The following is an 18,401-nucleotide window of genomic DNA, read 5'->3' as shown; positions in this document are numbered from 1 at the left end:
ACTTCTGCGACCCGCACGCTCCCTGGCAACGCGGCTCCAACGAGAACACCAACGGCCTGCTGCGCCAGTACTTCCCCAAAGGCACCGACCTCGCCAACCACACCGCAGAGCACCTCGACACCGTCGCGGCCGAGCTCAACGACCGGCCCAGAATGACCCTCGACTGGGACACCCCAGCCGAACGCATGACACAGTTACTCACCACCACCCACAACCAGCAGCAGTGTTGCAACGACGACTAGAAACCGCCCACCCTGGGGGGCGTGCCCTGGTCCAGTCTATCGGCGGGCGCCCCTTCGAAGGGGTGACGCGGCGAATCTGTGGACAACCGGACCCGATGTGGACAACTCGCTCCGAAATCCGGAATCGGGCTTGACACGTCCGGTCTCGTGCTCAGCCCGCGGTCTCCAGCCACCGGCGCCGCGTGATCTCGTACTCGACCTCGCCCTGGTCGGCGCCTTCGATCGGGTCGTCGTACTCCGCGGCCGAAACGAACGCCCTCGCGAACGTCAGCCCGGCCGACGCCATCGTCGCGCGGGACGGCGCGTTCACCGCCATCGTCTGGGCGAAGATGCGATCCAGTCCCAGCTCCTCGAAGCCGTACCGGATCACCGCCAGCGAGCCTTCCCGGGCGTAGCCCTGCCGCCACTGGCGGCGCAGCAGGCGGTAGCCCAGCTCCGCTTCGCCTTCGACGTCCGGCTGGTCCGGGCCGTTCGGCGGGCGCAGGAGCCACCAGCCGACGAAGTCCTCGCCCGCGAAGCCCATCCAGAAGCCGAACCCCGGCGCCGTGGCCATCCGGCGGGCGTGCGCCCGTGCGACCTCCGCCCGGGTCGCGGCGCGGCCGGTCAGGTAGCGCATCACCGCCGGGTCGGAGTCGAGCTCGTACTCCAGCTCGAGGTGCTCGTCGGCCAGGGGCGTGAGCGTGAGCCGCGGGGTGCGAAGCGTGGGCATGCCTCGATCCTCACAGCGCGCGCAACTCGATTACCCGGCCGTTTCCTGCCACCAGCCCAGCACCTCGTCGGCCACGCCCGGGGCCGCGACCAGCAGCCCGTCCGTCGGCAACGCCGCGTCCTCCCCGTGCTTGTCCAGCACCACCGCCCCCGCCTCGATGGCCATCGCCACCGACCCGGCCACGTCCCACTCGTGGTAGCTGTGGAGCACCGCCGCGGCCGCGTGGCCCAGCGCCACCTGGGCGATCGACAACGCCGCCGAGCCCAGCACCCGGACCCCCGCGTGCGCCGCCGCGGCCCGCTCGATGAACCCGCCCATGCCCGGCCAGGGCCCGCTGCGGGCCAGCTCGGTGCACACCAGCGCCCCCGCCGTCACGCAGCGGTCCACCAGCTTGATCGGCTTGCCGTTCGCGCGGGCCCCGCGTCCGCGCGCGGCCGCGTAGATCTGGGCGCGGTACGGGTCCGCCACCACCCCGACCACCGGGCCCGCCGCGTCGACCAGCGCGAGGCTGTAAGCGCACCACGGCACCCCCGCGACGTAGTTCGCCGTGCCGTCCACCGAGTCGACCACCCAGCGGTACTCGGCGACGTCCGCGCCGTGGTCGGCGCCGAACTCGTGGCCCACCACCGGGATGCCCGGGAACTCCGCGGTCAGCACACGCCGCGTGTGCCGCTCGAGGATCCGGTCGGTGTCGGTGACCCAGTCGAACGGCGAGTCCAGCGTCGAAGGGTGGGCGCCGCGGCCGGCGGTCGCGGTGATCACGTCGGTGGCGTCGTTGGCCAGCCGCCCGGCCACTTCGAGCGCCCTCGACAGCAGGCCGGGCTCGACGGGCCGCGGCGGCCGTGAGGACAAGAGGGTCATGCCTGCTTAGTCTGGGCCCCCGTGGTTTCCGGGACACGACCTTGAGATGACATGTCGTAGCCGATCTGTTCCGGCAGCGTTGGCCACAGCGTCACACGAGCGCCAGGATCGGGTGCGATCGTCCAAGACGTGCGAGTCGCCATAGTCACCGAAAGTTTCCTGCCCCAGGTGAACGGCGTGACCAACTCCGTCCTGCGGGTCGTCGAGCACCTGCGCGAGCGCGCGCACGACGTGCTGATCATCGCCCCCGGTCCCGGCCCGGACTCCTACCGCGGCGCCCCGGTCGTCCGGATCCCCGCGTTCGACGTGCCCGGCGTCAGCTCCCTGCCGATCGGCCTGCCGACGCGCACGGTGCTGAACGCGCTCACCGCGTTCGGCCCGGACGTCGTGCACCTGGCGTCGCCGTTCGTCGTCGGCGCGCGCGGGCTCGCCGCCGCGCGCCGGCTGAGAGTGCCGTCGATCGCCGTCTACCAGACCGACATCGCCGGGTTCGCCGCCGCGTACGGCTTCGGCATCGCCGCGCGCGCCGCGTGGCGGTGGGTGCGGCGGCTGCACTCGCGTGCCGACCGGACGCTGGCGCCGTCCAGCGACTCGGTCGAGCAGTTGCAGCTGCACGGCGTCCCGCGGGTGCACTGGTGGGCCCGCGGCGTCGACATCGAGCGGTTCTCCCCGGCGCACGCCGACCCGGCGCTGCGGGCCGGACTGGCGCCGAACGGTGAGCTGCTCGTCGGGTTCGTCGGCAGGCTGGCGCCCGAAAAGGAGGTCGACCGGCTCACGGCGCTGGCCGGAGTGCCCGGAATCCGCGTGGTCGTCGTGGGCGACGGGCCCGAACTCGAAAACCTCAGGGAACAGCTGCCGGACGCCGCGTTCCTCGGCGCGAAGTACGGCGAAGACCTCTCGAAGGCGTACGCGAGCCTCGACGTCTTCGTCCACACCGGCCCGCACGAGACGTTCTGCCAGGCGGTGCAGGAAGCGATGGCCTCCGGCCTGCCCGTCCTCGCGCCCGACGCCGGCGGCCCGAAGGACCTCGTCCTGCCCGGCCGCACCGGCTACCTGCTGCCCGCGGACCGCGAGCAGTTCGGCCCGGCGCTGGTCGCGAAGGTCGGCGACCTGCGGGACGCGGCCCTGCGCGCCCGGCTCGGCGAGAAGGCCCGCAAGGTCGTGCTGGGCCGCACCTGGCCCGCCGTCTGCCGCGAACTGGTGGGGCACTACGAAGCCGTGCAGGGCCGGGCCGCCCGCGCGGCCTGAGCCGTGCACATCGTCCAGCTCGCGAACTTCTACGGGCCGCGGTCGGGCGGGCTGCGCACGGCGCTGCACCACCTCGGCGCCGGGTACGTCGCGAGCGGCCACCAGGTGACGCTCGTGGTGCCGGGCACCCGGTACGCCGACGAGGTCCTGCCGACCGGTGTCCGCCGGTTTTCCTTGCCCGCGCCCAAGATCCCCGGCACCGGCGGCTACCGCGCCGTCGACCCGCACCGGGTCCGCGCGGTGCTGCGGAAGCTCGAACCAGACCGCCTGGAGGTGTCGGACCGGTTGACGCTGCGGGGGATGGGTGGCTGGGCGCGGCGTCACGGCGTCCCCAGCACGGTCATCTCCCACGAGCGCCTCGACCGCCTGCTGGAGCAGTTCCTGCTGCCCGAGCCGGTGGCGCGCCGCGTCGCCGACGTCGCGAACCGGCGGATGGCCGCGAGCTACGACACGGTCGTCTGCACGACGGCGTTCGCGCGGGCGGAGTTCGACCGCATCGCCGCGCCGAACGTCCGCCGGGTGCCGCTCGGCGTCGACCTCACGACGTTCCGGCCCGCCAGGCGCGACGACGGCTGGCGCACCCGGCTCGCCGGGGGAGCGGACACCTTGCTCGTCCACTGTGGACGGTTGTCGCCGGAGAAGCACGTCGAGCGCAGTGTGGACACCGTCGCTTCGCTGACCGAGGCCGGCGCGAAGGTGCGGCTGGTCGTGGCGGGCGACGGGCCGCGGCGGCGTTCCCTGGAACGCCGGGCGCGCGGCCTGCCGGTGACGTTCCTGGGCTTCCTGCCGGGACGCGACGACGTCGCGCGGCTCCTGGCCAGTGCCGACGTGTCGCTCGCGCCGGGCCCGCACGAGACCTTCGGGCTCGCCGCTTTGGAAGCGCTCGCGTCCGGGACGCCGGTGGTCGTGTCGGCGTCTTCGGCGCTGCGGGAGATCGTGCGGCCGGGCTGCGGCGAGGCGGTCGACGACCACGCGCCGGCGTTCGCCTCGGCGGTGACGAACCTGCTGGAAAGCCCGGAAGACGTGCGCCGCGCGGCGGCGCGGGCCCGCGCCGAGGAGTTCACCTGGCCGGCGGCCGTGGCCGGGATGCTGGCCACCTTCCGCTGAGCCGTCACAGGCTCTTGAGGCGCGTGTAGCCGGGGTGGACGCCCGGGGTGAGGCCCTGCTCGTCGGCGATCTTGGTCAGCAGCGCGTGCAGTGTCGCGCGTTCGTCTTCGGTGAGCGCGGCGGTCAGCGCGCGTTCATGGGCCATCGAGGTCAGGGCGATGCGGCTCATCGAAGCCCGGCCGTCCTCGGTCAGTTCGAGTGCGTAGAGCCGCCGGTCCTCGGGGTTGCGGCGCCGCTCGACCAGGCCGCGTTTCTCCAGGGCGTCCACCAGAGCCACCAGCCGCGTCGGCGGGGTGCCCAGCTGCGCCGCGATCGCCTGCTGGCTCTGGCCCGGTCGCGTCGCGACGAGCCGCAGCAGGCCGACCTGCGCCGGCGTCAGGTCCAGCTCCGCGATCCGCTCGGTGAACCGCTGGGCGGCGTGGGCGCCGACCTGGGCGAGCAGGAACGCGCTGCCGAAACCGTGCATGGGTGAAACCGTAGCCGTTGACAATCGATTACACCACTGTAATCGTTGACTACATGAAACGAATCGCAGTCATCGCTTACGGCCTGCTCACCGTCGCCGGGGGCGTCCTGGGCGCCACCGGGATGCGTCCCGGCTCGTCCGCGGCGGACGTCGCCGCCTACAACCAGGCCCACCAAGGTCTTGTCCAGCTGCTGGCGCTGGTCGTCTTCGGCGCCGGACTGTCCCTCGCGGCGTGGACGGCGGCCGAGAGACCACCGGCGCTCGGCTTCGCGGGCGGCCTGCTCGCCTCGGGTTCGCTCCTGCTGAGCGGTCTGGCCATGTGGACGGCCGCCCAGAACGCCGACCCCGCCGTCGCCCGCGCGTTCACCTCGCTGTCGTTCGCCGCCGGGGCCTTCGGGTTCGCGGTGCCCCTGGCGCTGCTGATCGCGGTCGTCGCCCGGCTCCAGGTCAGGTGGCTGGCCATCGCCGGGTACGTGATCGCCGCGCTGGCGGGGCTTTCGGTGTTCGGCATGCTGACCGACGTGCTCTACCCGCTGATCCCGGTAGGACGCTTCGGCGGCCTCATCTGGCTGGTGCTGGCAACCTTCGTCAAACCGCGGGACTAATCTCAACCCATGTCACGCGCAAGCCTGGACAAGGACCCGCACGAAGTCGCCGCGATGTTCGACGGTGTCGCGTCCGGGTACGACCGGGCGAACTCGTTCATGACGTTCGGCTTCGACCGGCGCTGGCGCACGACCACCGCCCGCGTGCTCGACGCCCGCCGCGGCGAGAAGGTCCTGGACCTCGCCGCCGGCACCGGGGTGTCCACCGTCGAGTACGCCCGCGGTGGCGCCTGGTGCCTGGCCGCGGACTTCTCCTTCGGCATGCTGCGCGCCGGCCTGCACCGCAAGGTCCCGATGGTCGCCGCGGACGCGCTGAACCTCCCGTTCGCCGACGAGAGCTTCGACGCCGTGACGATCTCCCTGGCGCTGCGCAACTTCGTCGACACGAAGGCCGCGCTCACCGAGATCGCCCGGGTGGTCAAGCCGGGCGGCCGCCTGGTGATCTGCGAGGTCTCGACGCCGCCGTTCGCGCCGATCCGGTTCGTCCACCGGCGGTTCATGCTGAAGCTGCTCACCTGGGTCGGCAAGCGGACGTCGTCCAACCCCGAGGCGTACTCCTACCTGGCCGAATCGATGCTGGCCTGGCCCGACCAGCGCACCCTCGGCGAGATCATCGCGAGCGCGGGCTGGGCCGACGTCGAGTGGTTGAACCTCACATTCGGCGTCGTGGCGATCCACCGCGCGCGAAAGCCTGCCTAAACTCGCGCCTATGACGCGACGCACCGCAGACCAGGACGCCGAAGTCATCGTCGTCGGCGCCGGACCCGCTGGGTCCACCGTGGCCACCTACCTGGCGCGCGCGGGCGTCGACGTCCTCCTGCTGGAGAAGACCGAGTTCCCCCGCGAGAAGGTCTGCGGCGACGGCCTGACCCCGCGTGGCGTCAAGCAGCTGATCGACCTGGGCATCGACACGAGCGAGGAAGCGGGCTGGGTCCACAGCCGCGGCCTGCGGATCCTCACCGGCGACCTCACGCTGGAACTCGACTGGCCGGACCTGACGAGCTACCCGCCGTACGGCGTTTCCCGCACCCGCCACGACTTCGACGACCTCCTCGCGAAGCTCGCGGTGAAGGCGGGCGCGCGGCTCTATGAGCGCACGACCGTCACGAGCGCGATCACCAACGCGGGCGGGCGCGTGGTCGGCGTCGAGGCGAAGGTCGGCCCCGAGCGGACACCGGTGAAGTACTACGCGCCCCTGGTCCTGGCCTGCGACGGCGTGTCCGCGCGGCTCGCGCTGAGCGTCGGCATCCAGAAGAACGAGAAGCGCCCGATGGGCGTCGCGGTGCGCCAGTACTACAAGAGCCCGCGCCACGACGACCCGTTCATCGAGGGCCACCTCGAGCTGTGGGACAAGTCCGATCCGCGCGACCCGAAGCTGCTGCCTGGCTACGGCTGGGCGTTCCCGCTCGGCGACGGCACGGTGAACGTCGGCCTCGGCATGCTCTCGACGTCGGCCTCGTTCCGGAACACCGACTACCGCGCGCTGCTGCGCCAGTGGCTCGACGGGACGCCGGAGGAGTGGGGCTACCGCGAGGAGAACGCGATCGGCAAGGTCGGCGGTGCCGGCCTCCCGATGGGCTTCAACCGCACCCCGCACTACCGCGACGGCCTGCTGCTGCTCGGCGACGCCGGCGGGATGGTCAGCCCGTTCAACGGCGAAGGCATCTCGGCGGCGATGGAGTCCGCGCAGATCGCCGCGGAGGTCGTCGTCCAGGCGCTTGCGCGGCGCGAAGGGCCTTCGCGGGAGCGGGCGCTCGAGGCGTACCCGCGCGCGGTCGGCGAGCTGATGGGCGGCTACTACGCGCTGGGCAACGTCTTCGCGAAGATCATCGGCAAGCCCAAGATCATGCACGCCTGCACCAAGTACGGGCTGCGCATCAACAAGATCCTCCCGTTGGTGTACAAGGGCTTGTCGGGCTGCTACGACGCCAAGGGCGGCGACGGCGTCGACCGCCTCATCGCAGCGCTCGCGAAGGTGACCCCGAGCCCGCGCTGACGCGCGCGCGGACACACGAGTGGCCTAACAAGTTGGCCGTGCGGTCAGTGGGATAGATCACAGGTCGACGCCCGTTTTGTCCGTCCGGAACGCGATCTTGAACGCCTTTCGCGCAGGTCGCGTGCGCGGTGTCGCCGACCCGTGACAACGATGGCGCCGGAAGTTAGGCGACCCTGATAACACGGGGCCCTAGGGACAAGAGTGTGAGTCGCGTCCTAGACTCCCCCCATGCTTTGTGAATCCCTTCACATCCGCGACGAGTGGCTTGTGAACTATTTCACAAGCACTTCGCGGTCCAGCCACGGGCCGTAAGGAGACCCTGACCCTCGGCGGTGTGACCCAGCTCCCTTAGGGTGCCGACGAGGCCAAGCGGTTCCCACCCCAAGCACAACCGCATCGGCGCGGAAAGGATGGCGAAGACCCCGTGCTGACGTTGCTGACCCGAACCGACACGGTGCAGCTGGCGCAAGAGGCCCCGAGCCTGAAGCCCTACCTGCCCCTGGTCCTGTTGTTCGTGCTGGCGCTCGGTTTCGCCGTGCTGTCGGTCCTGCTCGGGCCGCTCGTCGGCCCCAGCCGGTACAACAAGGCCAAGCTGTCCGCCTACGAGTGCGGCATCGAGCCGTCCCCGCAGCCGCTCGTCGGCGCCGGGCGGATGCCGGTGGCCTACTACATCACCGCGATGCTGTTCATCCTGTTCGACATCGAGATGGTCTTCCTCTACCCGTTCGCCGTGCAGGCGGACGCGCTGGGCACGTTCGGCCTGGTGGAGATCCTGCTGTTCATCGCGACGGTCGGCTTCGCGTACGCCTACGTGTGGCGGCGCGGCGGCCTGGATTGGAACTAGACCCATGGGCCTCGAAGAGAAACTCCCCAACGGCGTCCTGCTGGCCAGCCTCGAAGGCCTCGTCAACTGGGCGCGCAAGAACTCGCTGTGGCCCGCCACCTTCGGCCTCGCCTGCTGCGCGATCGAGATGATGACGGTCGGCGGGTCCCGCTACGACATCGCCCGGTTCGGCATGGAGCGCTTCAGCGCGACGCCGCGGCAGGCCGACCTGATGATCGTCGCCGGCCGCGTCACGCAGAAGATGGCCCCGGTCCTGCGCCAGATCTACGACCAGATGGCCGAGCCGCGCTGGGTGCTCGCGATGGGCGTCTGCGCCTCCTCCGGCGGCATGTTCAACAACTACGCCGTGGTCCAGGGCGTCGACCACATCGTCCCGGTGGACATGTACCTGCCCGGCTGCCCGCCGCGGCCGGAGATGCTGCTGGACGCGATCCTCAAGCTGCACGCCAAGATCCAGGACGAGCCGATCAACGCCCGCCGCGCGGCCATCCGCGCCGCCAGCGGGGCCCGCACCGAGCTCGTCGCGTCGTCGATCAAGTACGCGAAGAAGTAGAGCGATGACTGAGAACCCCCAACCCGGCGAAGAGCAGTCGAGCGCCGAGCGTGCCGAAACCGGTCTGACGGCGAAGGGGCCGGGTGCGGCCGAGGCCGTCGTCACCGGCCGCGAACGCCAGGGCATGTTCGGCGTCCACGGCACCGGCGACACCTCCGGCTACGGCGGTGTCCGGCTCCCGGCCTACAGCCCCGCGCCCGCCGAACGTCCGTACGGCGGCTGGTTCGACCAGTTCGCCGACGAGTTCTACGCGGCGCTGGCCGAGCGCAAGATCCCGGCCGAGGCGATCCTGCAGACGACGGTCGACCGCGGCGAGATCACCTTCTACGTCGCCCGCGAGCACCTGCCCGCGATCGCGAAGACGCTGCGCGACGACGGCGGTCTCCGGTTCGAGCTGCTGTCCTCGGTGTCCGGTGTGGACTACGGCGTCGACGTCCCGCAGCGGCTGCACGCGGTGTACCACTTCACGTCGCTGACCTACCGGCGCCGGATCCGCCTCGAGGTCACCCTCGACGTCGAGGACGCGCACGTGCCGTCGCTGGTGGAGACCTACCCGACCGCCGACTGGCAGGAGCGGGAAGCCTGGGACATGTTCGGGATCGTCTTCGACGGCCACCCGGCGCTGACCCGGATCCTCATGCCGGACGACTGGGACGGCCACCCCCAGCGCAAGGACTACCCGCTCGGCGGGATCCCGGTCGAATACAAGGGCGCGGAGATCCCGCCGCCGGACCAGCGGAGGTCGTACTCGTGAGCAGCACCGAGAATCTGTCGGACGTCACGACCGGTACCAGCACGACGGAGACCGGCAGCGACAGCACCGACAGCGCGAACTACGCCGACTCCCGCGACACCACCGAAGGCCGCGTCTACACGGTCTCCGGCGGCGACTGGGACGACGTCATCGCCGACGCGGCGCACGACGAGCGCATGGTCATCAACATGGGCCCGCAGCACCCGTCGACGCACGGCGTGCTCCGGCTCGTGCTGGAGATGGAAGGCGAGACCGTCACGCAGCTGCGTTCGGTCATCGGCTACCTCCACACCGGCATCGAGAAGAACTGCGAGTACCGGACCTGGACCCAGGGCGTCACGTTCGTGACGCGCATGGACTACCTGGCCCCGCTTTCGACGGAGATGGCGTACTGCCTCGGCGTCGAGAAGCTGCTGCAGATCGAGGCCCCGCGCCGCGCGCAGCTGCTGCGCGTGATGCTGCTGGAGATCAACCGGATCGGCTCGCACCTGGTCTACATCGCCACCGGCGGCATGGAGCTCGGCGCCACCACCGCGATGACGCTCGGGTTCCGCGAGCGCGAAGAGGTGCTGCACCTGCTGGAGCACCTGACCGGCCTGCGGATGAACCACGCGTTCATCCGCCCCGGCGGCCTCGCGCAGGACATGCCGGCCGACTACGTCGAGGTCGTCAAGGCGTTCATCAAGACGATGAAGGAACGCCTTCCGCTGTACGACAAGCTCTTCACCGGGCAGCCGATCTGGCGCAACCGGCTCAAGGGCGTCGGCTACCTGCCGGTCGACGCGTGCCTCGCGCTCGGCGTCACCGGCCCGGTGCTGCGGTCCGCGGGCCTGCCGTGGGACCTGCGCAAGACCGAGCCGTACTCCTGCTACGACGAGTTCGAGTTCGACGTCCCGGTCGACAACGGCGCGGACTGCTGGTCGCGCTACCTGATCCGGGTGCACGAGATGCACGAGAGCCTCAAGATCATCGAGCAGTGCCTGGAGAAGCTCGAGCCGGGCCCGGTCATGGTCGAGGACAAGAAGGTCGCCTGGCCGGCGCAGCTGTCCATCGGCAGCGACGGCATGGGCAACTCGCTCGAGCACGTCAAGAAGATCATGGGCCAGTCGATGGAGTCCCTGATCCACCACTTCAAGCTGGTCACCGAGGGCTTCAAGGTGCCGGCCGGGCAGGTTTACACGTCGGTCGAGTCGCCGCGCGGCGAGCTGGGCGCGCACCTGGTGTCCGACGGCGGCACGCGGCCGCTGCGGGTCCACGTGCGGGACCCGAGCTTCGTGAACCTGCAGTCGATGCCCGCCATGTCCGAAGGCGGCCTGGTCGCCGACGTGATCGCCGCCATCGCCTCGATCGACCCCGTCATGGGGGGAGTGGACCGATGACCTCAACGTTCCCCGAGCCGGGCCCGAAGGACGCCGCGACGACGTACGCGGCGGCCGCGTCGGACACCGACGTCGTCGCCATCGCGCCCGACCCGGGTGTGGCCGCCGGGATCATCACCGAGACGCCGCTGGAAGACGTCTTCGACGCCGACATCCACGCCAAGGCGCAGGAGTTGATCGCGCGCTACCCGATGTCCCGCTCGGCGCTGCTGCCGATGCTGCACCTCGTGCAGTCGGTGCAGGGGTACGTCAGCCAGGAGGGCATCGCGTTCTGCGCTAAGCAGCTCGACCTGTCCGACGCCGAGGTCAGCGCGGTCGCGACGTTCTACACGATGTACAAGCGGCGTCCGTGCGGCGAACACCTCGTGAGCGTCTGCACCAACACGCTGTGCGCGGCCATGGGCGGCGACGCGATCTACAAGAAGCTCCAGACGCACCTCGGTTCCGAGGAGCAGCCGCTGGGGCACAACGAGACCGCGGGCACGCCGAACGAGCCGGGCTCGATCACCCTCGAGCACGCCGAGTGCCTCGCGGCCTGCGACCTCGCGCCGGTCATCCAGGTCAACTACGAGTACTTCGACAACCAGACCGAGGAGAAGGCCGTCGCGCTGGTCGACGCGCTGCAGGCGGGCAAGAAGCCGGCCCCGACGCGCGGTGCCCCGCTGACGAACTTCAAGGGCGCCGAGCTGCAGCTCGCCGGGTTCTTCCCGGAGGACGAGCGGACCTACCGCAAGGACGTCGACGGCCCGTCGCAGGCCGTCGAGACGCTGCGGGGCGCGAAGCTCGCGCAGGACCGCGGCTGGGTCGCCCCGGTGGCTCAGGATGTTCCCCTGCCGGAAGTGGAGAAGAAGTAGTGGCTGACCCCATCACTCCGGTCCTCACGAAGCGCTGGCTGTCCCCGAACTCCTGGCAGATCGGCCAGTACGAGGCGCTCGAGGGCTACACCGCGATCCGCAAGGCCCTGGCCGGGACGCCGGAGCAGCTCGTCCAGCTGGTCAAGGACTCCGGCCTGCGCGGCCGCGGCGGCGCGGGCTTCCCGGCCGGCATCAAGTGGTCCTTCATGCCGCCGAACTTCGACAAGCCGCACTACCTGGTCATCAACGCCGACGAGGGCGAGCCGGGGACCTGCAAGGACATCCCGCTGATGATGGCGGACCCGCACTCGCTCATCGAGGGCTGCATCATCGCCTCGTACGCGATGCGGTCCAACCACTGCTTCATCTACGTCCGCGGCGAGGCGCTGCACTGCATCCGCCGCCTCAACGCGGCCGTGCGCGAAGCCGAAGCGGCGGGCTACCTGGGCGAGAACATCCTCGGCTCCGGCTTCGACCTGAAGATCACCGTCCACGCGGGAGCGGGCGCGTACATCTGCGGCGAGGAGACGGCGCTGCTGGACTCCCTCGAAGGCCGTCGTGGCCAGCCGCGGCTCAAGCCGCCGTTCCCGGCCGCCGCGGGTCTGTACGCCGCGCCGACCACGGTCAACAACGTCGAGACCATCGCGAGCGCGCCGTTCATCGTCAACGGCGGGTCGAGCTGGTTCCGCGAGATGGGCCGCGAGAAGTCGCCCGGCCCGAAGATCTACTCGATCTCCGGCCACGTCGAGAAGCCCGGCCAGTACGAGTGCCCGCTGGGGACGACCCTGCGCGAGCTGCTGGACATGGCGGGCGGCATGAAGGACGGCATCCCGCTCAAGTTCTGGACCCCGGGCGGCTCGTCCACCCCGATGTTCACGCACCTGCACCTCGACGTTCCCCTGGACTTCGAAGGCGCGGCGGAAGCCGGGTCGATGCTGGGCACCACCGCCGTCCAGGTCTTCAACGAGACCGTGTCGGTGCCGTGGGCCGTGATGAAGTGGACGCAGTTCTACGAGCACGAGTCCTGCGGCAAGTGCACGCCGTGCCGCGAAGGCACGTACTGGCTGGCGCAGATCCTCGAGCGGATGGTCGAGGGCCACGGCACCGAGGAGGACATCGACACCCTCCTCGACGTCTGCGACAACATCCTCGGCCGGTCGTTCTGCGCCCTCGGCGACGGCGCGGTGTCGCCGATCACCAGCGGCATCAAGTACTTCCGGGACGAGTTCCTCGCGCTGTGCGAGAAGAACCGCCACGAACAGACCAAGCCCGAACTCGTGGGAGCGCAGGCATGACGATCGCGCCCGACAAGCCAGAGACCCAGGAGACGCCGGTCCCCGAAGGCCACGTCAAGCTGGTCATCGACGGCGAAGAGGTCATCGCCCCCAAGGGTGAGCTCCTCATCCGCACGGCCGAACGCCTCGGCACGGTCATCCCGCGGTTCTGCGACCACCCGCTCCTCTCCCCGGCCGGCGCCTGCCGCCAGTGCCTGGTCGAGGTCGAGATGGGCGGCCGGCCGATGCCGAAGCCGCAGGCGTCCTGCACGATGACCGTCGCCGACGGCATGGTCGTCAAGACGCAGCTGACGTCGCCGGTCGCGGACAAGGCCCAGCAGGGCGTGATGGAGCTCCTGCTCATCAACCACCCGCTGGACTGCCCGATCTGCGACAAGGGCGGCGAGTGCCCGCTGCAGAACCAGGCGCTGGCCCACGGCCGCACGGAATCCCGGTTCGTCGACACGAAGCGGACGTTCCCGAAGCCGCTGCCGATCTCGACGCAGGTGCTGCTGGACCGCGAACGCTGCGTGCTCTGCCAGCGCTGCACCCGGTTCTCCAGCGAGATCGCCGGCGACCCGTTCATCGAGCTCCTCGAACGCGGCGCCCACCAGCAGATCGGCACCGCGGAGACGGCGGACGTGCTCGACATGGCGTCGCGGACGACGTCCGGCCAGCCGTTCCAGAGCTACTTCTCCGGCAACGTCATCCAGATCTGCCCGGTCGGTGCTCTCACGAGCGCCGCCTACCGGTTCCGGTCGCGGCCTTTCGACCTGGTGTCCTCGCCGAGCGTCTGCGAGCACTGCTCGTCCGGCTGCGCCGAGCGCACCGACTTCCGGCGCGGCAAGGTCCAGCGCAAGCTGGCCGGCGACGACCCGGAAGTCAACGAAGAGTGGATCTGCGACAAGGGCCGGTTCGCCTTCCGCTACACCGGCGCCGAGGACCGCATCCGCCGTCCGCTGGTCCGCAACCGCGAGACCGGTGAGCTGGAGGAAGCGTCTTGGACCGACGCGCTGCGCATCGCCGCGGCCGGGTTGGTCGAGGCCCGCTCCAACGGCGGCGTCGGCGTCCTGCCCGGTGGCCGGCTGACCGTCGAGGACGCCTACGCGTACTCGAAGTTCGCCCGCGTCGCCCTGCAGACCAACGACGTCGACTTCCGCGCCCGCCCGCACTCGGCCGAGGAACTGGCGTTCCTCACCTCGCACGTCGTGGGCGTGACTCCGGAGTCCGGCGTCACCTTCGGCGAGATCGAGCGGGCCCGCACGGTCCTGTGCGTCGCGTTCGAGCCCGAGGACGAGGCGCCGATCGTGTTCCTGCGGCTGCGCAAGGCGGCTCGGCGGAACAAGACCCGCGTCGTCCACTTGGGACAGTGGACGACGTCGTCGGTGCGCAAGACGTTCGGCGAGCTGCTCGCCTGCGTCCCCGGCCAGGAAGCCGCGGCCGTCGAAGGCATCGCCAAGCACGCGCCGGACCTCGACGAGGCCCTGCGCGGTGAAGGCGCCGTCGTTCTGGTCGGCGAGCGCGCCGCCACGGTCCCCGGCCTCTTCTCGGCCCTGCACGACCTGGTCGAGCGCACCGGCGTCCGGCTCGCGTGGATCCCGCGCCGCGCCGGCGACCGGGGCGCGCTGGAAGTCGGCTGCGTGCCGTCGCTCTTGCCCGGCGGCCGCCGGGTCGGTGACGACGCGGCGCGCGTCGCCGTCGAAAACGCCTGGGGCGTCCCGATCCCGGCCACCCCGGGCCGCGACACCACCGACATCCTGCTGGCCGCCTCGGCCCGTGAGCTGGGCGGCCTGGTCGTCGGCGGCGTCGACCCGTACGACCTGCCGGACCCGGACCTCGCGCTGCGCGCGCTCGACACCGCCGGGTTCGTCGTCAGCCTCGAACTGCGGCTCAGCGCGGTGACCGACCGCGCGGACGTGGTGCTCCCGGTGGCCGCGTCGGACGAGAAGGCGGGCAGCTACCTCAACTGGGAGGGCCGCACCCGCCCGTTCGACGTCACCCTCGAAGGCACCGGCGCCCTGGCGGACTGCCGGGTGCTCGACACCCTCGCCGTCGAGATGGACGCCGACCTGTTCACGCAGACGCCGGCCGCCGCGCGGGGCGACTTCGAGAAGCTCGGCCCGGCTTCGGCGCTGCGCTGGACGCACGTCGCCGCTGAGGTCGCGCCGCCCGCGACCCCGGGTGACGGCCAGGCGATCCTGTCGACCTGGCGCCAGCTGATCGACAACGGGTCGCTGCAGGACGGCGAGCCGCACCTCAAGGGCACCCAGCGCACGCCGGTCGCGCGGCTCTCCGCGAAGACCGCCGAAGGGCTGGGCGTCACCGTCACGGTGAGCACCGAACGCGGTGCGATCACGCTCCCGGTGGAGATCGCCGACCTGCCCGACGGCGTCGTGTGGCTGCCGGGCAACTCCGACGGCTCCGCCGTGGCCAAGACGCTCGGTGCCGGGCACGGCGCCGTTGTGAACCTCGCTGGAGGTGGGCAATGACCCCGCTGCTGACCGAAGCCGCCGTCGGGAGCGTGCCTGACGCGGCTACGCGGGCGGCGCTGCTCGCGGACGACCCGTTGTGGCTGATCCTGCTCAAGTGCGTGGTCATCCTGCTGATCGGGCCGATCCTGACGATCTTCCTGATCGTCTGGGAGCGCAAGGCGGTCGGCCGGATGCAGAACCGGCCCGGCCCCAACCGTGTCGGCCCCGGCGGCTACCTGCAGTCCCTGGCGGACGCGATCAAGCTGCCGTTCAAGGAACAGATCATCCCGGACACCGCCGACCGCAAGGTGTACTTCCTCGCCCCGGTCGTCTGCGTGGTGCCGTCGCTGATCGCGCTGTCGGCCATCCCGTTCGGCCCGGTCGTGTCGATCTTCGGTGAGCGGACCGTGCTGCAGCTGCTCGATCTGCCGGTCAGCGCGCTGGTGATCCTGGCCTGCTCCTCGATCGGCGTCTACGGCATCGTGCTCGCCGGCTGGTCGTCGGGTTCGCCGTACCCGCTGCTCGGCGGCATGCGCAGCGCGGCGCAGGTGATCTCCTACGAGATCGCGATGGGCCTGTCGATCGTCGCGGTGATCCTGCAGGCCGGGTCGCTGAACCTGGCCGACATCGTCGGCGCGCAGCACAAGGCGTGGTTCCTCTACCTGGTCCCGAGCTTCGTGATCTACCTGATCTCGATGGTCGGCGAGACCAACCGCGCGCCGTTCGACCTCCCGGAGGCCGAGTCGGAGCTGGTCGGCGGCTTCCACACCGAGTACAGCTCGATGAAGTTCGCGATGTTCTTCCTGGCCGAGTACGTCAACATGGTGATCGTCTCGGCGTTCGCGACCACGCTGTTCCTTGGCGGCTGGATGGCCCCGTGGCCGCTGTCGCTGATCGGGAACAACGTGCTCAACACCGGCTGGTGGCCGGTGCTGTGGTTCTTCGCGAAGATGTTCGTCCTGCTGTTCGGGTTCATCTGGCTGCGCGGCACGCTGCCCCGCCTGCGCTACGACCAGTTCATGCGGCTGGGCTGGAAGGTCCTGGTCCCGCTGAACCTGGTGTGGATCGTCATGGTGACCTTCGCGAAGGTCATCACCTGGAACACCACGACCATCATCATCGCCGCGGTCGCGATCTTCATCGTCCTCGCGCTGTTCTTCTACGTCCGCGCCGCGGGCCGCGAAGAGGAGAGTGAGTCCGTTCCGGTGACCGGCGGCGGTTTCCCGGTCCCGCCGCTGGACCTCAAGGTTCCGCAGACCACCCCGCGTCAGAAGGCTTTGGCCAAGGCCGAGGCGAAGGCGGCCCGCCGCAAGCCGGCGGCCGTCGGTACCGCAAAGGAAGGAGCGCAAGATGGGGTTTCTTGATCCCGTCAAGGGCTTCGGCGTCACGTTCGGGATGATGTTCAAGAAGGTCGCCACCGAGGAGTACCCGGAGGCCGGCGCGCCGGCCGCGCCGCGGTACCACGGCAGGCACCAGCTGAACCGCCACCCGGACGGTCTCGAGAAGTGCGTCGGCTGCGAGCTGTGCGCGTGGGCGTGCCCGGCGGACGCGATCTTCGTCGAGGGCGGTGACAACACCGAGGAGGCCCGGTACTCGCCGGGCGAGCGGTACGGGGCGGACTACCAGATCAACTACCTGCGCTGCATCGGCTGCGGCCTCTGCATCGAGGCGTGCCCGACGCGGTCGCTGACGATGATCAACTTCTACGAGCTGGCCGACGACGACCGCCAGCGGCTGATCTACACGAAGGAAGACCTGCTCGCCCCGCTGCTGCCCGGCATGGAGCAGCCGCCGCACCCGATGCGGCTGGGCGAGAACGAGCAGGACTACTACGTGAACGGCCCCGAACTCGCACGCGGGGAGGGCGTCAAGTGATCACCGCAGTTCTGGCCGCGGCGCCGAACGCCTCCGCGGGTGTCTCCACCGGCGAAGCGATCGCGTTCTGGGTGCTCGGCCCGGTCTCGCTGCTCGGCGCGCTCGGCATGATCTTCTCCCGCAACGCCGTCCACTCGGCGCTGTGGCTGGTGCTCACGATGCTGAGCCTGGGCGCGCTGTACATGATCCAGTCGGCGCCGTTCCTGGGCTTCACGCAGATCATCGTCTACACCGGCGCGATCATGATGCTGTTCCTGTTCGTGCTGATGCTGGTCGGCCGGGAAAGCTCGGACTCGGTCGTCGAAGTCCTTCGTGGACAGCGGCTCGCCGCGACGGTGCTCGGCATCGGCCTCGCCGCGCTGCTGGCCACCGGTATCTACCGGGCCATGGAGAACGTCACCCCGGCCATTCCGCTCGACTCGGCCACCCCGGCGGGCGGCGGGCCGAAGGGCCTGGGGCGGCTGATCTTCACCGACTACCTGTTCCCCTTCGAGCTGACCTCGGCGCTGCTCATCACCGCCGCGATCGGCGCGATGGTGCTGGCCTTCACCGACCGGCACGGCAAGGGCGGCAAGCTCTCGCAGCGCGAACTGGTGCTGCTGCGCTTCCGCGGCGAGCACGACCGGCCGTCGCCGCTGCCCGGCCCGGGTGTCTTCGCCACCGCCAACTCGGTGGCCACCCCGGCGCTGCTGCCGGACGGCTCGATCGCCCCGGAGTCGCTGTCGGCGATCATCGAGTCCACCTCGGCGATCGAGCTGGCGAAGGAACGCAAGCTCGTCGCGGACGAGGGCCCGCACCCGGACGCGCACGCGCTGGTCGGTTCCGAGGGCACTTCGGAAGCCTCGGAAGGGGAGAAGGCATGACCCCCACGTACTACCTGCTGCTGTCGGCGCTGCTGTTCGCGCTCGGCGCGGTCGGCGTGCTGGTGCGGCGCAACGCGATCGTCGTGTTCATGTGCATCGAGCTGATGCTCAACGCGGTGAACCTGTCGCTGGTCACCTTCGCCCGGATCAACGGCGGGCTCGACGGCCAGATCATGGCGTTCTTCGTCATGGTCGTCGCGGCCGCCGAGGTCGTGGTCGGTCTGGCGATCATCATGGCCATCTTCCGCACCCGGCGCTCGGCCTCGGTCGACGACACCAACCTGCTGAAGTACTAGGAGA

The 18,401-nt window shown here is 70.4% G+C and carries 20 protein-coding genes; 17 read left to right on the top strand and 3 right to left on the bottom strand.

The features are described from left to right. Positions 1 to 242, top strand: a 242-nt coding sequence (locus CF165_RS48770; protein WP_143268915.1) for an IS30 family transposase, incomplete at its 5' end; no start/stop codon positions are given. Positions 243 to 393: 151 nt separating this feature from the next. On the opposite strand, the gene CF165_RS48765 is transcribed toward CF165_RS48770, so the two are convergent. Together CF165_RS48765 and CF165_RS48760 are read right to left on the bottom strand one after the other, a co-directional pair. Next, entirely contained in the window at positions 394 to 951 is a 558-nt protein-coding gene (locus tag CF165_RS48765; RefSeq protein ID WP_093954418.1) for a GNAT family N-acetyltransferase, read from the bottom strand. A gap of 30 nt (positions 952 to 981) precedes the next feature. Next, on the bottom strand, positions 982 to 1,812 hold the full coding sequence (locus CF165_RS48760; RefSeq protein WP_093954417.1) for an inositol monophosphatase family protein: 831 nt from the start codon (positions 1,810 to 1,812) through the stop codon (positions 982 to 984). 177 nt (positions 1,813 to 1,989) lie between these two features. On the opposite strand from CF165_RS48760, the gene CF165_RS48755 reads away from it, so the two are divergent. Together CF165_RS48755 and CF165_RS48750 are read left to right on the top strand one after the other, a co-directional pair. Then, positions 1,990 to 3,060 carry a glycosyltransferase family 4 protein gene (locus tag CF165_RS48755; RefSeq protein WP_276209780.1) on the top strand — a complete coding sequence of 357 codons (1,071 nt, stop codon included), beginning with the start codon at positions 1,990 to 1,992 and terminating at the stop codon, positions 3,058 to 3,060. 3 nt (positions 3,061 to 3,063) lie between these two features. Further along, positions 3,064 to 4,167, top strand: coding sequence for a glycosyltransferase family 4 protein (locus CF165_RS48750; RefSeq protein WP_093954415.1), 1,104 nt, complete (start codon positions 3,064 to 3,066; stop codon positions 4,165 to 4,167). 4 nt (positions 4,168 to 4,171) lie between these two features. On the opposite strand, the gene CF165_RS48745 is transcribed toward CF165_RS48750, so the two are convergent. Beyond that, entirely contained in the window at positions 4,172 to 4,633 is a 462-nt protein-coding gene (locus CF165_RS48745; protein ID WP_093954414.1) for a MarR family winged helix-turn-helix transcriptional regulator, read from the bottom strand. Between the two features lie 53 nt (positions 4,634 to 4,686). Between CF165_RS48745 and CF165_RS48740 the strand changes: the two genes are divergently transcribed. The 14 genes from CF165_RS48740 (at position 4,687) to nuoK (ending at position 18,397) form a co-directional block, all read left to right on the top strand. Further along, the gene (locus tag CF165_RS48740; RefSeq protein WP_093954413.1) at positions 4,687 to 5,238 is read left to right on the top strand and encodes a hypothetical protein; all 552 of its coding nucleotides are present in this window, start codon (positions 4,687 to 4,689) and stop codon (positions 5,236 to 5,238) included. 9 nt (positions 5,239 to 5,247) lie between these two features. Beyond that, positions 5,248 to 5,937 (top strand): demethylmenaquinone methyltransferase, encoded by a 690-nt coding sequence (locus CF165_RS48735; RefSeq protein WP_093954412.1) that lies wholly within the window; start codon positions 5,248 to 5,250, stop codon positions 5,935 to 5,937. A 10-nt stretch (positions 5,938 to 5,947) separates the two neighbouring features. Further along, complete coding sequence (locus CF165_RS48730) at positions 5,948 to 7,234, top strand: geranylgeranyl reductase family protein (RefSeq protein ID WP_167441788.1); 1,287 nt, start codon at positions 5,948 to 5,950, stop codon at positions 7,232 to 7,234. A gap of 424 nt (positions 7,235 to 7,658) precedes the next feature. Next, the gene (locus CF165_RS48725) at positions 7,659 to 8,078 is read left to right on the top strand and encodes an NADH-quinone oxidoreductase subunit A (protein WP_013222453.1); all 420 of its coding nucleotides are present in this window, start codon (positions 7,659 to 7,661) and stop codon (positions 8,076 to 8,078) included. Between the two features lie 4 nt (positions 8,079 to 8,082). Continuing rightward, positions 8,083 to 8,631, top strand: coding sequence for a NuoB/complex I 20 kDa subunit family protein (locus CF165_RS48720; RefSeq protein ID WP_093954411.1), 549 nt, complete (start codon positions 8,083 to 8,085; stop codon positions 8,629 to 8,631). A gap of 4 nt (positions 8,632 to 8,635) precedes the next feature. Next, complete coding sequence (locus CF165_RS48715) at positions 8,636 to 9,385, top strand: NADH-quinone oxidoreductase subunit C (RefSeq protein ID WP_093954410.1); 750 nt, start codon at positions 8,636 to 8,638, stop codon at positions 9,383 to 9,385. Beyond that, positions 9,382 to 10,764, top strand: coding sequence for an NADH-quinone oxidoreductase subunit D (locus CF165_RS48710; RefSeq protein ID WP_093954409.1), 1,383 nt, complete (start codon positions 9,382 to 9,384; stop codon positions 10,762 to 10,764). Before CF165_RS48715 ends, CF165_RS48710 begins: the two co-directional genes overlap by 4 nt. After that, positions 10,761 to 11,618 carry an NADH-quinone oxidoreductase subunit NuoE gene (gene nuoE, locus CF165_RS48705; protein WP_093954408.1) on the top strand — a complete coding sequence of 286 codons (858 nt, stop codon included), beginning with the start codon at positions 10,761 to 10,763 and terminating at the stop codon, positions 11,616 to 11,618. The genes CF165_RS48710 and nuoE overlap by 4 nt, the downstream gene beginning before the upstream one ends. Beyond that, the gene (nuoF, locus tag CF165_RS48700) at positions 11,618 to 12,913 is read left to right on the top strand and encodes an NADH-quinone oxidoreductase subunit NuoF (protein WP_093954407.1); all 1,296 of its coding nucleotides are present in this window, start codon (positions 11,618 to 11,620) and stop codon (positions 12,911 to 12,913) included. Before nuoE ends, nuoF begins: the two co-directional genes overlap by 1 nt. Then, positions 12,910 to 15,381 (top strand): NADH-quinone oxidoreductase subunit G, encoded by a 2,472-nt coding sequence (locus CF165_RS48695; RefSeq protein WP_093954406.1) that lies wholly within the window; start codon positions 12,910 to 12,912, stop codon positions 15,379 to 15,381. Before nuoF ends, CF165_RS48695 begins: the two co-directional genes overlap by 4 nt. After that, positions 15,378 to 16,727 (top strand): NADH-quinone oxidoreductase subunit NuoH, encoded by a 1,350-nt coding sequence (nuoH, locus tag CF165_RS48690; protein WP_093954405.1) that lies wholly within the window; start codon positions 15,378 to 15,380, stop codon positions 16,725 to 16,727. Before CF165_RS48695 ends, nuoH begins: the two co-directional genes overlap by 4 nt. After that, positions 16,714 to 17,238, top strand: coding sequence for an NADH-quinone oxidoreductase subunit NuoI (gene nuoI / locus CF165_RS48685; RefSeq protein WP_003081846.1), 525 nt, complete (start codon positions 16,714 to 16,716; stop codon positions 17,236 to 17,238). The genes nuoH and nuoI overlap by 14 nt, the downstream gene beginning before the upstream one ends. Continuing rightward, complete coding sequence (locus tag CF165_RS48680; protein ID WP_093954404.1) at positions 17,235 to 18,101, top strand: NADH-quinone oxidoreductase subunit J; 867 nt, start codon at positions 17,235 to 17,237, stop codon at positions 18,099 to 18,101. Before nuoI ends, CF165_RS48680 begins: the two co-directional genes overlap by 4 nt. Next, the gene (gene nuoK / locus CF165_RS48675) at positions 18,098 to 18,397 is read left to right on the top strand and encodes an NADH-quinone oxidoreductase subunit NuoK (protein WP_003081840.1); all 300 of its coding nucleotides are present in this window, start codon (positions 18,098 to 18,100) and stop codon (positions 18,395 to 18,397) included. Before CF165_RS48680 ends, nuoK begins: the two co-directional genes overlap by 4 nt. The last annotated feature ends 4 nt before the right edge of the window (positions 18,398 to 18,401 follow it).

It is taken from the genome of Amycolatopsis vastitatis, assembly GCF_002234595.1.
Taxonomy (GTDB): domain Bacteria; phylum Actinomycetota; class Actinomycetes; order Mycobacteriales; family Pseudonocardiaceae; genus Amycolatopsis; species Amycolatopsis vastitatis.
Note: the sequence above shows the minus strand (reverse complement) of the source record. Positions and strands in the feature narration are given on the sequence as shown.

Coding starts and splice junctions, on each gene's coding strand:
- CF165_RS48765 (WP_093954418.1), bottom strand. CDS start 951: ATGCCCACGCTTCGCACCCCGCGGCTCACGCTCACGCCCCTGGCCGAC.
- CF165_RS48760 (WP_093954417.1), bottom strand. CDS start 1,812: ATGACCCTCTTGTCCTCACGGCCGCCGCGGCCCGTCGAGCCCGGCCTG.
- CF165_RS48745 (WP_093954414.1), bottom strand. CDS start 4,633: ATGCACGGTTTCGGCAGCGCGTTCCTGCTCGCCCAGGTCGGCGCCCAC.
- CF165_RS48740 (WP_093954413.1), top strand. CDS start 4,687: ATGAAACGAATCGCAGTCATCGCTTACGGCCTGCTCACCGTCGCCGGG.
- CF165_RS48735 (WP_093954412.1), top strand. CDS start 5,248: ATGTCACGCGCAAGCCTGGACAAGGACCCGCACGAAGTCGCCGCGATG.
- CF165_RS48730 (WP_167441788.1), top strand. CDS start 5,948: ATGACGCGACGCACCGCAGACCAGGACGCCGAAGTCATCGTCGTCGGC.
- CF165_RS48720 (WP_093954411.1), top strand. CDS start 8,083: ATGGGCCTCGAAGAGAAACTCCCCAACGGCGTCCTGCTGGCCAGCCTC.
- CF165_RS48715 (WP_093954410.1), top strand. CDS start 8,636: ATGACTGAGAACCCCCAACCCGGCGAAGAGCAGTCGAGCGCCGAGCGT.
- nuoE (WP_093954408.1), top strand. CDS start 10,761: ATGACCTCAACGTTCCCCGAGCCGGGCCCGAAGGACGCCGCGACGACG.
- CF165_RS48695 (WP_093954406.1), top strand. CDS start 12,910: ATGACGATCGCGCCCGACAAGCCAGAGACCCAGGAGACGCCGGTCCCC.
- nuoH (WP_093954405.1), top strand. CDS start 15,378: ATGACCCCGCTGCTGACCGAAGCCGCCGTCGGGAGCGTGCCTGACGCG.
- nuoI (WP_003081846.1), top strand. CDS start 16,714: ATGGGGTTTCTTGATCCCGTCAAGGGCTTCGGCGTCACGTTCGGGATG.
- nuoK (WP_003081840.1), top strand. CDS start 18,098: ATGACCCCCACGTACTACCTGCTGCTGTCGGCGCTGCTGTTCGCGCTC.